Source organism: Mesorhizobium helmanticense (assembly GCF_003034915.1).
Taxonomy (GTDB): Bacteria; Pseudomonadota; Alphaproteobacteria; order Rhizobiales; family Rhizobiaceae; genus Mesorhizobium; species Mesorhizobium helmanticense.
This window is the reverse complement of sequence record NZ_PZJX01000025.1, coordinates 50,072-63,732: the sequence shown is the minus strand read 5'-3', so window position 1 is coordinate 63,732 and position 13,661 is coordinate 50,072. Positions and strand designations below refer to the sequence as shown.

The 13,661-nt window shown below is 63.9% G+C and carries 11 protein-coding genes; 4 read left to right on the top strand and 7 right to left on the bottom strand.

The genetic code is table 11. From position 1 onward, the window contains the following. The first annotated feature begins 18 nt into the window (after positions 1 to 18). Positions 19 to 921, top strand: coding sequence for a phosphotransferase family protein (locus C9427_RS11605; protein WP_107649321.1), 903 nt, complete (start codon positions 19 to 21; stop codon positions 919 to 921). On the opposite strand, the gene C9427_RS11600 is transcribed toward C9427_RS11605, so the two are convergent. From C9427_RS11600 to C9427_RS11590, 3 genes are all read right to left on the bottom strand, one after another. Continuing rightward, positions 918 to 1,841, bottom strand: a complete 924-nt coding sequence (locus C9427_RS11600) for a DMT family transporter (RefSeq protein ID WP_107649320.1) — start codon at positions 1,839 to 1,841, stop codon at positions 918 to 920. The genes C9427_RS11605 and C9427_RS11600 overlap by 4 nt on opposite strands. A gap of 163 nt (positions 1,842 to 2,004) precedes the next feature. Beyond that, positions 2,005 to 2,259, bottom strand: a complete 255-nt coding sequence (locus C9427_RS11595) for a hypothetical protein (RefSeq protein WP_107649319.1) — start codon at positions 2,257 to 2,259, stop codon at positions 2,005 to 2,007. A gap of 121 nt (positions 2,260 to 2,380) precedes the next feature. Beyond that, positions 2,381 to 3,664, bottom strand: a complete 1,284-nt coding sequence (locus tag C9427_RS11590) for an amidohydrolase family protein (RefSeq protein WP_107649318.1) — start codon at positions 3,662 to 3,664, stop codon at positions 2,381 to 2,383. A 177-nt stretch (positions 3,665 to 3,841) separates the two neighbouring features. Between C9427_RS11590 and C9427_RS11585 the strand changes: the two genes are divergently transcribed. Next, positions 3,842 to 5,596 carry an ABC transporter ATP-binding protein gene (locus C9427_RS11585; RefSeq protein WP_107649463.1) on the top strand — a complete coding sequence of 585 codons (1,755 nt, stop codon included), beginning with the start codon at positions 3,842 to 3,844 and terminating at the stop codon, positions 5,594 to 5,596. A gap of 165 nt (positions 5,597 to 5,761) precedes the next feature. Here C9427_RS11585 and ilvD read toward each other — a convergent pair whose 3' ends face one another. After that, a complete protein-coding gene (gene ilvD, locus C9427_RS11580) occupies positions 5,762 to 7,606 on the bottom strand; it encodes a dihydroxy-acid dehydratase (protein WP_107649317.1) in 1,845 nt (614 codons plus the stop codon). 256 nt (positions 7,607 to 7,862) lie between these two features. Between ilvD and C9427_RS11575 the strand changes: the two genes are divergently transcribed. After that, a complete protein-coding gene (locus C9427_RS11575) occupies positions 7,863 to 8,333 on the top strand; it encodes a VOC family protein (RefSeq protein ID WP_107649316.1) in 471 nt (156 codons plus the stop codon). Positions 8,334 to 8,481: 148 nt separating this feature from the next. On the opposite strand, the gene C9427_RS11570 is transcribed toward C9427_RS11575, so the two are convergent. Further along, the gene (locus C9427_RS11570) at positions 8,482 to 10,074 is read right to left on the bottom strand and encodes a peptide chain release factor 3 (RefSeq protein ID WP_107649315.1); all 1,593 of its coding nucleotides are present in this window, start codon (positions 10,072 to 10,074) and stop codon (positions 8,482 to 8,484) included. 141 nt (positions 10,075 to 10,215) lie between these two features. Between C9427_RS11570 and C9427_RS11565 the strand changes: the two genes are divergently transcribed. Further along, entirely contained in the window at positions 10,216 to 11,283 is a 1,068-nt protein-coding gene (locus C9427_RS11565; protein ID WP_107649314.1) for an NAD(P)/FAD-dependent oxidoreductase, read from the top strand. A gap of 94 nt (positions 11,284 to 11,377) precedes the next feature. On the opposite strand, the gene C9427_RS11560 is transcribed toward C9427_RS11565, so the two are convergent. Continuing rightward, positions 11,378 to 12,751 carry an amidase gene (locus C9427_RS11560; protein WP_107649313.1) on the bottom strand — a complete coding sequence of 458 codons (1,374 nt, stop codon included), beginning with the start codon at positions 12,749 to 12,751 and terminating at the stop codon, positions 11,378 to 11,380. A 112-nt stretch (positions 12,752 to 12,863) separates the two neighbouring features. Continuing rightward, positions 12,864 to 13,658 carry a class II glutamine amidotransferase gene (locus C9427_RS11555; RefSeq protein ID WP_107649312.1) on the bottom strand — a complete coding sequence of 265 codons (795 nt, stop codon included), beginning with the start codon at positions 13,656 to 13,658 and terminating at the stop codon, positions 12,864 to 12,866. Between the last annotated feature and the right edge of the window lie 3 nt (positions 13,659 to 13,661).

The window sequence follows — 13,661 nt, the reverse complement described above, 5'->3', positions numbered from 1 at the left end:
TGAATAGGGGGCAAGGCGATGGAGGTTGACGAGGCGCGCGCCAGGCTTGCGGACATTCCGGTGCTGGTCGGCTATGACGGGCCGCTGGAGCGCCTTGGCGGCCTCACCAATCTCGTCTTCAAGGCCGGGGATGCCTGCCTGCGCATCCCCGGCAAGGGTACCGAGGAGTATATCAACCGCGCCAATGAGGCGGTGGCGGCGCAGGAAGCCGCCAGGGCCGGCGTCAGCCCCGATGTGCTGCATGTCGACGGCGCCACGGGCGTGATGGTGACGCGCTTCATCGCCGGCGCCGAGACGATGTCGCCGGAAAAGTTCAAGTCCCGGCCGGGCAGCCCGGCGCGCGCCGCCGAAGCCTTACGCAAACTGCATACATCGGGTGCGGTCTTCCCCTTTCGCTTCGAGCTGTTTGCGATGATCGACGACTATCTGAAGGTGCTGTCGACCAAGGATGTTGCCCTGCCCGCGGGCTACCACGACGTCGTGCGCGAGGCCGAAACCGTGCGCTCGGCCCTTGCCGCCAATCCCCTGTCGATTGTCGCCTGCCATTGCGATCCGCTGTGCGAGAACTTTCTCGATACGGGCGAGCGAATGTGGATCGTCGACTGGGAGTATTCGGGGATGAACGATCCGCTCTGGGACCTTGGCGACCTCAGCGTCGAAGGAAAGTTCGATGCGGCGCAAGATGAGGAGATGATGCGCGCGTATTTCGGCGCGGAGCCGACGCCGGTGGAGCGCGGCCGTGTCGTCATCTACAAGGCGATGTGCGATCTCCTGTGGACGTTGTGGGGGCTGATCCAGCTTGCCAACAACAATCCGGTCGACGATTTCCGCGCCTATGCCGACGGGCGTTTTTCGCGCTGCAAGGCGCTGATGGAAACGCCGGAGTTTTCAGGGCATCTGGCGGCCGTGCGCGCGGGCTAATTTACACCCTTCGGCACGTTTTCGGGCGGCACCGTCGTATCGACCACCTTCTGGCGGTGGAAGATGAACAAGCCGGCCAGCACGATGACGGCCGAGCCGATCAGGATGCGGGGGCCGGGAACGTCGCCGAAGAAAACCAGCCCGAAGACCACCGCCCACAAGAGCAGCGTATAATGCAGCGGCGCCAGCGTCGAGGCCGGCGCCAGTTTCAGCGCCCTGGTGATCATCAGATGCGCGCCGCAGGAGACGATGCCGAGCAGCAGCATGGCGCCAAAATCGAGCGCGGACGGCGTCTGCCAGTTGCCGACGGTCAGCACCGCGCCGACCAGCAGCGTGCCGATGGTCTGCCAGGTGACGAGCGAGGTGTCGCTGGTGCCACGCAGCCGGCGGTTGAGGATGATGGCGAAGGCGAATGAAATACTCCCGACCAGCGCGAAGATCGAGGACAGCGAAAACGCCGACGACGATGGTTTCAGCATGATCAGCACGCCGCAGAAGCCGACAAGGATCGCCACCCAGCGGCGCCAGCCGACCTTTTCACCGAGCAGAAGGTGGGACAACGCCGCGACGTAGATCGGCCCGGCCATGTAGAAGCTCATGACGTCGGCCAGTGGCAGATAGACGACGGCGGCGTAGAACAGCGCGGTGTCGAGCGTCGTCATGAGGACGCGCAAAGCCTGCAGTTCAAGACGCTCCATCCGGAACAGCTTGGCCGTACCTTGATGCGCGATCATCGGGCCGAGCACGAAAAAGGCGCCGACGGAACGGATCAGCACGACCTGGCCGACGGAAAAGCTGGCGACCAGCCATTTGCCCATCGCATCGTTCAACGCAAACAGGAAATCGCCGGCCAGCATCAGCAGAATGCCCGCCAGCAGCACGTTCCTGATCGTCGGATTCTGGACTATCGGCTGTGCCATGCCGTTATCAGTTCCTCCCGCACGTATCGCCTCGTAGACGCAAGCAGTCGGCTTGACGAGCGGAAATCTTGAAACCTGGCCGGACCAGAGCCGGAAATCGGCTGGGCCTATGACGCAGATCGCGGCTTGAATGGCCGCTTTGCTGGCCGGATCGCGATTCCGCCTACTTTGGCCGCGGCCGAATGATGACCGGGCGGTAGATCACCGGCCTCTCCCACGGATCGAAGGCCGAGGCGCTTCGCAGTTCCGCGCGCCGATCGAGATCGATGCGCTGCAGGCATTCGGCGAAGGCGTCATTCTTCCTGGTGAAGCCATAGGACCGGCATTTCGCCTCATCGGCGGCGCGACGATCCTGCGCCGTCATGCAGCCCGCGCAGAGCACCACCAGCGCGACCACGATCATCGTCTTCTGCCACATCGCGTAATCCTCCTCTCGACGCACCTAAAGTGGAGTGTTATTGTAGACTTAATTGTGGCCAAGCGAAGCGGAGAGCCTTGATGCAGAGAGGCCGGGCCTGTTGGGGCCCGCCAGGCCCGGCTCAACCGGCCGCCCCATGCCGGCGGTTCACCTGTGCAGGCCGGCCGGCGATCGACAGCCGTGTCTCCTGCTTCGTCCGCTCCGCAACCACCTTGCCCCTGGCAATGACGCACAGACGTTCGGGGCGCAAGCGTATGGCCTCGACCGGATTGCCGGCATCGAGGACGACGAGGCTGGCACGCTTGCCGACGCCGAGACCCAGATGATCAAGCCCCATGATGGCGGCGTTGACATTGGTGACCATGTCGAAGCAGCGCGCCATGTCGGCGGGGCTCGACATCTGGGCGACATGCAGGCCCATGAAGGCGACGTCGAGCATGTCGGCGGTGCCGAGCGAATACCAGGGGTCGAGCACGCAATCCTGGCCCCAGCCGACGCGGATGCCCATGGCCAGCATTTCCTTGACGCGGGTCAGGCCGCGACGCTTGGGAAAGGTGTCGTGGCGGCCCTGCAGCATGATGTTGATCAGCGGATTGGGGATTGCCGAGACACCGGCCTCGGCGATCAGCGGCAACAGCTTGGAGACGTAGTAATTGTCCATCGAATGCATGGAGGTGAGGTGCGAGCCGGCCACCCTGCCCTGCAAACCAAGGCGCTGCGTTTCATGGGCCAGTTGTTCGATATGGCGCGACAGCGGGTCATCGGTTTCGTCGCAATGCAGGTCGACCATCAGGCCGCGCCTGGCGGCGATTTCGCACAGTTCCGTCACCGAACGCGTGCCGTCGGCCATGGTGCGCTCGAAATGCGGTATGCCGCCAACGATGTCGACGCCGAGGTCAAGCGCGCGGATGGTGTTGTCGCGTGCGGTCGGCGAGCGGTAGAATCCGTCCTGCGGAAAGGCGACCAGTTGCAGGTCGATATAGGGCGCGACCGTCTTCTTCACGTCGAGCAGGGCTTCGACCGCCAGCAACCTGTCGTCGCAGACATCGACATGGGTGCGGATGGCGAGCAGGCCCATAGATACCGCCCAGTCGCAATAGGCGAGCGCGCGGTCGCGCACCGCCTCGTGGGTCAAAAGCGGCTTCAACTCGCCCCACAGCGAAATGCCTTCCAGCAACGTGCCCGAGGCATTGATGCGCGGGATGCCGTAGGAGAGCGTGGCGTCCATATGGAAATGCGGATCGACGAAGGGCGGCGAGACCAGATTGCCCTGGGCATCGACCGCCATGCCTGCAGTGACGTTCAGTTCGGGCTCGATCGCCGCAATCGTCTCGCCGATAATGCCGATGTCGGCAATCGTGCCGTCGGGCAGCGTGCCGCCTCGCACGATAAGGTCGAAATCCATCTGTAGCCATCCTCTCTAAGGAATCACCGTGCCATCGTGGCGCAAAAGACAGCTTGCCGCAGCCGTTTGTTTCAAAGCGGGTGGCAGGTTCCATCCGGACGCAACTCGCTCTATAAGCCGCCTTTCGCCCCCGTGGCGAATCCGAAATCCGTCTCAGCCAGGCATGGGATCAGCCATTTGTTTCGCTTCTTCCGTTCGACGGAAAACCAGCGCCTCATCGCAAGGCTGGTGAGGGAATCCTTCCACGAGCACAAGTTCGGATATGGCGCCGCCATCCTGTCGATGCTGGTGGTGGCCGCCATGACGGGCGCCAGCGCCTGGATCCTGCGCGAAATCACCAATGAGTTCGTGATCTACAAGAGGGTAGAGCGCGTCAACTGGATTGCCGCGGCGGTTGCCGGGATCTTCGTCGCCAAGGGCATCGCCAATTTCGTCCAGGCCTATTTCATGAGCCGGGTCGGCAACAGCATCATCGCCGAACGACAACGCAAGATCTACGACCGTATCCTGGAGCAAGGCATCGAGTTCTACCATTCGACCTCGTCATCCGACCTGATCACCCGCATGACCAACAACGCGCAGGCGGCACGCAGCGTGCTTGACCTCGTCGTCACGTCCTATGTGCGCGACCTGCTGACCTTGCTTGTCCTGGTGGGGGTGATGGTCTGGCAGCAGCCGGCGCTGTCCCTGATCTGCTTCGTCGTCGGGCCAATAGCCATTTACGGGGTCAACCGCATCCTGAAGCGCGTGCGCAAGATCGCCGCGCAGGAATTCCGCTCGCTCGGCCAGATCGTGCAGGTGATGCAGGAAACGGCAATCGGCGTGCGTGTCGTCAAATCCTTCGGTCTCGAAGGCGCGATGCGCAAGCGCATGTACAAGGCGGTGTCCGATGTCGAAAACCGCGCCAACAACATTGCCACGCTGGAGGCCGCCACCAGCCCGGTGATGGAAACACTTGCCGGACTGGCGATCTCCGGCGCCATTCTGGTCAGCGGCCTTCTGGTCCTTGGGGGCGGCCAGATGCCGGGCAACATCATGGCCTTCATCGCGGCGCTGCTGCTTGCCTATGAACCGGCCAAACGCCTGGCCCGCGTGCGCATCTCGCTGGAAACCGGCATCGTCGGCGTGCGCATGATGTTCCAGCTCGCCGACCGGCCGCTGACGCTGGCCGAAAAGCCGGACGCCAAGCCGCTGCGGGCGGGACCGGGCGAAATCCGGTTCGACAATGTCGGCTTTGCCTATCCGGAAAGTCCGCCGGTGTTCGATGGGCTCGACCTGACGCTGGCGGCCGGCAAGATGACGGCGCTGGTCGGGCCATCGGGCGGCGGCAAGTCGACCATCCTCAACCTGATCATGCGCATGTACGATCCGCAGAGCGGCAAGGTGCTGTTCGACAGCCAGGACATCTCCCACGCAACCATCGCTTCGCTCAGGGAAAAGATCGCCTATGTCAGCCAGGACACGTTCCTGTTTGCGGGCACGATCATGCACAATATCCGGCTTGGGCGTCAGGACGCCACCGACGACGAGGTGATCGCCGCCGCCAGGGCGGCCAATGCGCATGACTTCATCACCGCCTTGGCCAAAGGCTATGAGACGGATGTTGGCGAGAACGGCGCGCTGCTTTCCGGCGGTCAGCGCCAGCGCATTTCGATCGCGCGCGCCATGCTGCGCAATGCCGAGATCCTGCTGCTCGACGAGGCGACCAGCGCGCTCGACGCGGAATCCGAGGCATTGTTCCGCGACGCACTGCAGCAACTGACGGTCGGGCGCACGACGATCGTCATCGCGCACCGGCTGTCGACCGTGCACCAGGCCGACACGATCGTGGTGCTGGAGGCCGGCAAGGTGGTGGAAAGCGGCCCGCATAAGACCTTGCTCAAGCAGGGCGGGCTTTATCAGAAGCTTTATGAATATCAGCTGATGCCGTAGCGTCCTCCCTTCTCCCCTTGTGGGAGAAGGTGGATTGGCGCGCAGCGCCAAGACGGTTGAGGGGTGCTGGCCGGAATGAGACGCCAGCGTTCCCTGGAACACCCCTCATCCGACCGAGCTTCGCTCGGCCACCTTCTCCCACAAGGGGAGAAGGGAAGAACTGCGCTATTCCGGCACGTGCCTCACAGCACCCTTGTCGGCGCTGGTGGCGAACGCGGCATAGGCGCGCAGGGCCGTCGTCACCTTGCGCTTGCGCTTTTCCTCAGGCTTCCAGGCAGCGGCGCCCTTCGCCTCCATCGCGATGCGGCGGGCAGCCAGTTCGGCGTCATCGACCGCAAGGCGGATGGTGCGGTTGGGGATGTCGATCTCGATCGTGTCGCCCTCCTGCACCAGCCCGATCAGCCCGCCTTCCGCCGCTTCCGGCGAGGCATGGCCGATGGACAGGCCCGACGTGCCGCCGGAGAAGCGGCCGTCGGTGACCAGCGCGCAGGCCTTGCCCAGGCCCTTCGACTTCAGATAGCTGGTCGGGTAGAGCATTTCCTGCATGCCGGGGCCGCCGCGCGGCCCCTCGTAGCGGATGACGACGACATCGCCGGCCTTGATCTCGTTCGACAGGATCGCCTTGACGCTGGCGTCCTGGCTTTCGAACACACGCGCCGGGCCGGTGAATTTCAGGATCGACTCATCGACGCCAGCGGTCTTCACGATGCAGCCGTCCAGCGCCAGATTGCCTTTCAGCACGGCAAGGCCGCCATCTTTCGAGAAAGGCGTCTGCGCCGAGCGGATGACACCCTTCTCCCGGTCGAGATCAAGCTCGTCCCAGCGGCGGTCCTGGCTGAAGGCGACCTGTGTCGGCACGCCGCCCGGTGCCGCGAGGAAGAAGTCGCGGACATTCTGGCTCGTCGTGCGCGAAATGTCCCAATGGTCGAGCGCCTCGCCGAGGCTTGCCGTATGCACGGTCGGCAGATCGCGATTGATCAGTCCGGCGCTGTCGAGCTGGCCGAGGATCGCCATGATGCCGCCGGCACGATGGACATCCTCCATATGGACGTCGGATTTCGCCGGCGCCACCTTGCACAGCACCGGGACACGCCGCGACAGCCGGTCGATGTCCTCCATGGTGAAATCGACCTCGCCTTCATGCGCGGCAGCCAATATGTGCAGCACGGTGTTGGTCGAGCCGCCCATGGCGATGTCGAGCGTCATGGCATTCTCGAAGGCGCCCTTGGAAGCGATGGAGCGCGGCAGTGCGGTTTCGTCGTCCTGCTCGTAATAGCGCTGGGCGAGATCGACGACCAGATGGCCGGCCTCGACGAAGAGACGCTTGCGATCGGCGTGCGTCGCCAGCGTCGAACCATTGCCGGGCAGCGACAGGCCCAGCGCCTCGGTCAGGCAGTTCATCGAATTGGCGGTGAACATGCCCGAGCAGGAGCCGCAGGTCGGGCAGGCCGAGCGCTCGATGACCTTGACGTCCTCATCGGAAATCTTGTCGTCGGCGGCCGCAACCATGGCGTCGACCAGATCGAGCGCCTGCGTCTTGCCGGCGAGCACCACCTTGCCGGCTTCCATCGGTCCGCCCGAAACGAAGACGGTCGGGATGTTGAGGCGCAGCGAGGCCATCAGCATGCCGGGCGTGATCTTGTCGCAATTGGAGATGCAGACCATGGCGTCGGCGCAGTGCGCGTTGACCATGTATTCGACGGAGTCGGCGATCAGCTCGCGCGACGGCAGCGAATAGAGCATGCCGTCATGGCCCATCGCGATGCCGTCATCGACGGCGATGGTGTTGAATTCCTTGGCGACGCCGCCGGCCTTTTCGATCTCGCGCGCCACCAACTGGCCAAGGTCCTTGAGATGGACGTGGCCCGGCACGAACTGGGTGAAGGAATTGACCACGGCGATGATCGGCTTGCCAAAATCACTGTCCTTCATGCCGGTGGCGCGCCACAGGCCGCGGGCGCCGGCCATGTTGCGGCCATGAGTGGTGGTGCGGGAACGGTAGGCGGGCATGAACTTTCCTTAGCTGGCTGGCCACGCCGAGGGATGGCGCGGCGGCGCTGAATTCGGACCGCAGGCGTTATAGACGCCGAAGCCTGGTCTGGCCACAATTTTGCAATGCGCCAGATTTTCCCACGAAAATTTGATCCCACTGTCGGATTGCGTGCCGCCCGGACGTCCTTGGACAAACGGCAGGGCAAATGACGCCAAACGTCAAGCCAGGCCGTTTCCCTGCGATAGCCAACTGAAACAGCCCGAGGAGCAAGACATGCAAAAGATCACCACCTGCCTGTGGTTCGACGACCAGGCCGAAGAGGCGATGAATTTCTACGTCTCCATCTTCAAGAATTCGAAGGTGCTGAGCGTGCTGCGTTGGCCCGAAGGCCACGCCGATGAAGGCAAAGTGCTGGTGACCACGTTTGAACTCGACGGCGTGCAGTTCCAGGCGCTCAACGGCGGACCGCAATTCAAGTTCAACGAAGCGATGTCGCAGTCGATCGACTGCAAGACGCAGGAAGAGGTCGATTATTTCTGGGACAGGCTCATCGAAGGCGGTGGCGAACCGTCGCAATGCAGCTGGCTGAAGGACAAATTCGGCATCTCCTGGCAAGTCGTGCCTGAGCAACTGCCGCGCCTGCTTCTGGATCCGGACCGGGCCAAGGCAGGCCGGGTGATGTCAGCGATGATGCAGATGAGCAAGATCGACATCGCCAAGATCGAAGCGGCGGCTAAAGGCTGAGAACTGCGCGATCTTCCCTTCTCCCCCTGTGGGAGAAGGTGGATCGGCGCGCAGCGCCGAGACGGATGAGGGGTGTTCCAGCGAAGTGAGACGTTGGCGTTCCCTGGAACACCCCTCATCCGTAGCCTTCGGCGAGGAAAGCGGCCGCTCACGCCGCCTTGTCACGGACCTGATAATCCTTGACCGCTGCAAAGCGGATCGCCTTCCAGCGCTCCGCCTCGTAGTTGAGCGAGAAGGCGTGCTGGGCGAGGAACACCGGGTCGTTGTCGAGATCGCGGGCGATGTCGCCGCGATGCGCCTCGATGAAGCGCTGCACCTCGGCCTTGTCGTCGGCGGAGATCCATCGGCAGACGGAAAAGCGTGACATCTCGAAATCGACGGGCAGCGTGTATTCGAAGTTCAGCCGCTCCTTCAGCACGTCGAGCTGCAGCGCGCCGACGACGCCGACGATTGCCGGCGAGCCGTCCTCCGGCGAGAACAGCTGCACGACGCCTTCCTCGGCCATCTGATGCAGCGCTTCCTTGAGTTTCTTGGCCTTCATCGCATCGCCGAGGCGGACGCGGCGCAGGATTTCCGGAGCGAAGTTGGGCACGCCGCGGAACAGGATTTCCTCGCCTTCGGTCAAGGTATCGCCAATGCGCAGCGTGCCGTGATTGGGAATGCCGACGACGTCGCCGGCGAACGCCTCATCAGCGGTGACGCGCGTGCGGGCGAAGAAGAATTGCGGCGCCGACAGGCTCATCGGCTTGCCCGTGCGCACCAGCTTGGCCTTCATGCCGCGCTCGAGCTTGCCCGAGCAGACGCGGACGAAAGCGATGCGGTCGCGGTGATTGGGGTCCATGTTGGCCTGGATCTTGAACACGAAGGAGGTCATCTTCTCCTCGGTCGCCTCGACCTTGCGGGTGTCGGCCTCCTGCGCGCGCGGCGGCGGCCCGAACGCGCCGAGCGCCTCGATCAGGTCACGCACGCCGTAATTGCGCAGCGCCGAGCCGAAATAGACCGGCGTCAGGTGACCTTCGCGGAAGGAATCGATATCGAGCGGACGGCAGGCTTCGCGCGCGAGTTCCAGTTCCTCGATGAAGGCCTCGCGCTCGTTTTCCGGCAAAAGACCGGCGACGCGGTTGGAATCGGGACCGTTGACCGGCGTACGCTCCTTTTCGGCGTCGCCCCTGCGCACGGCGTTCAGCGCCAGATGGTAGGTGCCGGCAAAGGTCTTGCCGCGGCCGATCGGCCAGGTGATCGGGGCCGTGTCCAGCGCCAGCTTCTGTTCGATCTCGTCGAGGATCTCGAACGGGTCGCGGCTCTCGCGGTCCATCTTGTTGACGAAGGTGATGATCGGGATGTCGCGCAGCCGGCAGACCTCGAACAGTTTCAGCGTGCGCGGCTCGATGCCCTTGGCGGCGTCGATGACCATGACGGCCGAGTCGACCGCCGAGAGCGTGCGATAGGTATCGTCGGCGAAATCCTCGTGGCCGGGCGTGTCGAGCAGGTTGAAGACATTGTCCTCATATTCGAAGGTCATCACCGAGGTGACGACCGAAATGCCGCGCTCGCGTTCGATCTTCATCCAGTCGGACCGGGTCTGGATGCGGTCCTTCTTGGCCTTGACCTCGCCGGCAAGCTGGATGGCGCCACCGAACAGCAGCAGCTTTTCGGTGAGCGTCGTCTTGCCGGCGTCGGGGTGCGCGATGATCGCGAAAGTGCGGCGGCGCGATACCGCGTTTTCAATGTCTTCAGCCAATGTCTGGAATCCTGTCTGTGGCGCGGGCTTCTAGCAGCGCTTTTGTGGCCTGTCGACGGTTTTGGCCGAACAGGCCCTGGCTACACTTGAGATAGGCTCGCCGCAATGGCATCAGAAGACCCGGTTCTGCAGAGGTCCAGCATGAGCAAGCAAGTCATCGTCATCGGCGCCGGCATCGTCGGCGCCTCGATCGCCTGGCATCTGGCGAAGGCCGGGGCGCGGGTGACGGTCATTGCCGAAAGCGACGCCGGCGGCGTCGCCACGCCGAATTCCTTTGCCTGGATCAATGCAAGCTGGGGCAATCCGCAACCCTATTTCCGGCTGCGGACCCGCTCGATGGCCGAATGGACGCGGCTGGCGCAAGACGTAGCCGGTATGCCGCTGGAATGGTGCGGCGGCCTGTGCTGGGACCTGCCGGCGGCCGAGCTCGAGACCTATGCCGCGGAGCATTCCGCCTGGGGTTACGGCATCGAACGGGTCGACCGGGCGGGCGCGGCGCGCATTGAACCCAATCTCCGGGAGCTTCCGGATTTCGCCCTTCATGTACCTGGGGAAGGCGTTGCCGAACCTGTCGCCGTTACGCGCGCCCTGCTGGCCGATGCCGAACGACGCGGCGCCCGCATCCTGGCCGGGGCGGCTGTGACCGCGCTAGCGCAGACTAACGGCGGGGTCGTCGGGGTGGACACGTCTTCCGGGCTGATTGCCGCCGACGAGGTGGTGGTCGCGGCCGGTGTCGGATCACCGGACATAGCCGCGACGGCTGGCGTAAAATTGCCGATCGAGACCCCGCCAGGCCTGATCGTCCATTCACGCCCCTTTGAAAAATTGCTCAACGGCCTGGTTCTGGCCGAGCGGCTGCATATGCGCCAGACGGCGGAGGGCCGCATCATCGCCGGCTCGGATTTCGGCGGCGCCGATCCGGGCATGGATGCCGAAGCCACCGCGCGCGACCTGTTCGCGGCGATGAAAGCCATGTTGCGAGGCGCGGATGGACTGGAACTCGATTTCCATACGGTCGGCTACCGGCCGACGCCGATCGACGGCTTTCCGATCATCGGCCGCGCCGAGGGCGTGCCCGGCCTATACGTCGCGGTCATGCATTCCGGTATCACGCTGGCGCCCGCCGTCGGCCTGTTCGCTAGCCGGGAGATCCTCGACGGGGACCGTGATCCACTGTTGGCGCTATACGGATTGTCACGCTTCACTTAGCGCATGACCCCGGAAGCCTCGGTTTCCGGAAGGATCATGCGCCAACTCAAAGTGTTAGAGCGTCCTTTGCGCGTCCAGTTGGACGCGCGGCGCTCTAATAGCCAGGTGGCCGGACAAAACCGCCGGTCAGCGGCGCCATCGCCTTGGCGATGCCGAGTAGGCGCGACTCCGACCAGCGCTTCCCAACAAGTTGCAGGCCGATGGGCAGGCCGTCGCGATCCTGCCCGCACGGCAGCGCAAGCGCCGGGTGGCCGCTATAGTTGAACACCGCGCCATAGGCCGGCAGCATCCAGTAGCTCTGCTCCTTGCCGTCGACCTCGATCGGCGTCCCCGGCTCGCAATGCGGAAATGCCGTGGTCATGGCGACGGGACACAACAGGGCGTCGCAGCTTTCTAAGAACCGGTCCCAGGCAAGGATCGAGCGGTCACGGCGGGCAAGTGTCGCGAACCAGCGCGTGACCGAGGTCGGATGCTCGGGCGGCTCAGGCTGCGCGGTCTCCAGCATCATGCCGATCAGCGCACCGCCCTCAGCCAGGTCGTCATGCAGATCGAGCTTCGGCAATCTTGCTTCCTCAACGCTTGCGCTCGCAGACTCGAGTTGCTTGGCCAAATTTTCGACGGTCGCGCTTATCTCGGAAGCCACCGGAAAACCCGGGAAGGACGGTGCGAAGGCGATGCGCAGCGCCCTTAGATCAGGCTCCGGCATATCCTCTACCGGAACTGGCGCAAGGTCAGTGTCACGGCCGTCGGGTCCGGCGATAATTTTGTAAATCAGCGCCAGATCCTCGACGCTGCGCGCCAGCGGCCCGAGGCAGGACATCAGCCGCACGCTGCGTGCAGCACCGCCCGGATCGGGAAAGGCGCCGGTGAGTGAGATGCGATGCTCGGTCGGCTTCAGGCCGTATACGCCGCAGAAAGCAGCCGGCAAGCGGATGGAATCCTGCATGTCGGTGCCGATCTCGAACGGCGTCATGCCGGCGCAGAGTGCTGCCGCCGCGCCTCCGCTGGAGCCGCCTGATGTACGCGATAAATCCCACGGATTGCTGGTTCGGCCGAACAGCAGATTGTCCGATTGCCAATCTCCCAGCATTGTCGCGACATTGGTCTTGCCGAGCAGAATACCGCCAGCGGCCTTCAGCCTCGCGACCACTGGGCTGTCTTGTCCGGCCGCATAGCCGGCAAAGGGCGGAAACCCTACTGTGGTCTTCATGCCCGTCGTGTCGTGGGTGTCCTTCAAGGTGAACGGTACGCCATGCAGCGGTCCGAGAATGTCGCCTCGCACCACTGCGGAGTCGGCCCTTTTCGCGCGCTCGCGGGCCCCTTCCCGATCGAGCGTGACGACGGCATTCACCGTTTTGTTGTGCCTGTCGATCTCGGCCAGATGCGCATCCAGCGCTTCCACGGCGGAGATTTTTCGCCCGGCGATCGCGGCGGCGAGTTCAATGGTCGAGGAAAAGGCAATATCCATGACGAATGCTCCGACTTGCTGGCCGTGCTCTTGTCAAATGGAGGATTGCGGCGCGGCTTCAAGCCAAGTTCAGCATTCGGCGGTCAGAGGCGCTTGATCGGAATTGTGCTGCTCAACCTACCAGCGCCAGTTTCTCTACGGCCGCGGCGAAGGGGTGGATGCTCATGCCTGATGTCGTGATGGTGACGAAACTCGACGGCGGGATGGCCTGCCAGTCGCCGCCGTCTCGGTCGAACGGCTCGGAGACAATGCAGCGGCCGGCGCCCTTGGCAGCGGTGTAGAGCGTCGGCGCGTGGCCGTCGCTGGCATGGCGCACAGCGTAGAGCGCTTGCCCGTCCGAGAAGGCGGCGGTGAGTTTCAAAGCCGGCTCAACACCGGCGCGGCGGGAGGCGTCGACGACACGGCTGGTCGCGCGGGCGACAGCGCCTTGCGGATCACTGGCCAGACCCTCGTCGATCATCAGCAGGAAAAAGAGTTCGGAATCGGTGGTGCCTTCGCGCTGGTCGAAGACAGCGTCGGAAAGCGAATTTTCCAGCGCGCGGCGGATCTTCTCGAAGCCGCCGATCTGGCCGTTGTGCATGAACGACCAGCGGCCCGAGATGAACGGGTGGCAGTTCATGCGGCTGGTGGCGCCGCCGGTCGAGGCGCGCACATGAGCGAGGAACAGGCCGGAGCGGATCTGCCGGCACAGGCTCTTCAGGTTGGGATCGGACCAGGCCGGCAGGATATCGCGATAGAGGCCGGGCTCGGGACGATCGCCATACCAGGCGAGCCCAAAACCGTCGCCATTGGTCGGCGACTTGGCTTCCTGGGCGCAATGGCTCTGGGCGATCAGCGAGTGGCAGGGCGCCGTGACGATGTCTTCGAGGAAGAGCGCTTCACCAAGATAGGCCGCCCATCGGCACATTCG

Coding starts and splice junctions, on each gene's coding strand:
- C9427_RS11565 (WP_107649314.1), top strand. CDS start 10,216: ATGAGCAAGCAAGTCATCGTCATCGGCGCCGGCATCGTCGGCGCCTCG.
- C9427_RS11590 (WP_107649318.1), bottom strand. CDS start 3,664: ATGGATTTCGACCTTATCGTGCGAGGCGGCACGCTGCCCGACGGCACG.
- C9427_RS11595 (WP_107649319.1), bottom strand. CDS start 2,259: ATGTGGCAGAAGACGATGATCGTGGTCGCGCTGGTGGTGCTCTGCGCG.
- C9427_RS11560 (WP_107649313.1), bottom strand. CDS start 12,751: ATGGATATTGCCTTTTCCTCGACCATTGAACTCGCCGCCGCGATCGCC.
- C9427_RS11555 (WP_107649312.1), bottom strand. CDS start 13,658: ATGTGCCGATGGGCGGCCTATCTTGGTGAAGCGCTCTTCCTCGAAGAC.
- C9427_RS11575 (WP_107649316.1), top strand. CDS start 7,863: ATGCAAAAGATCACCACCTGCCTGTGGTTCGACGACCAGGCCGAAGAG.
- C9427_RS11605 (WP_107649321.1), top strand. CDS start 19: ATGGAGGTTGACGAGGCGCGCGCCAGGCTTGCGGACATTCCGGTGCTG.
- ilvD (WP_107649317.1), bottom strand. CDS start 7,606: ATGCCCGCCTACCGTTCCCGCACCACCACTCATGGCCGCAACATGGCC.
- C9427_RS11600 (WP_107649320.1), bottom strand. CDS start 1,841: ATGGCACAGCCGATAGTCCAGAATCCGACGATCAGGAACGTGCTGCTG.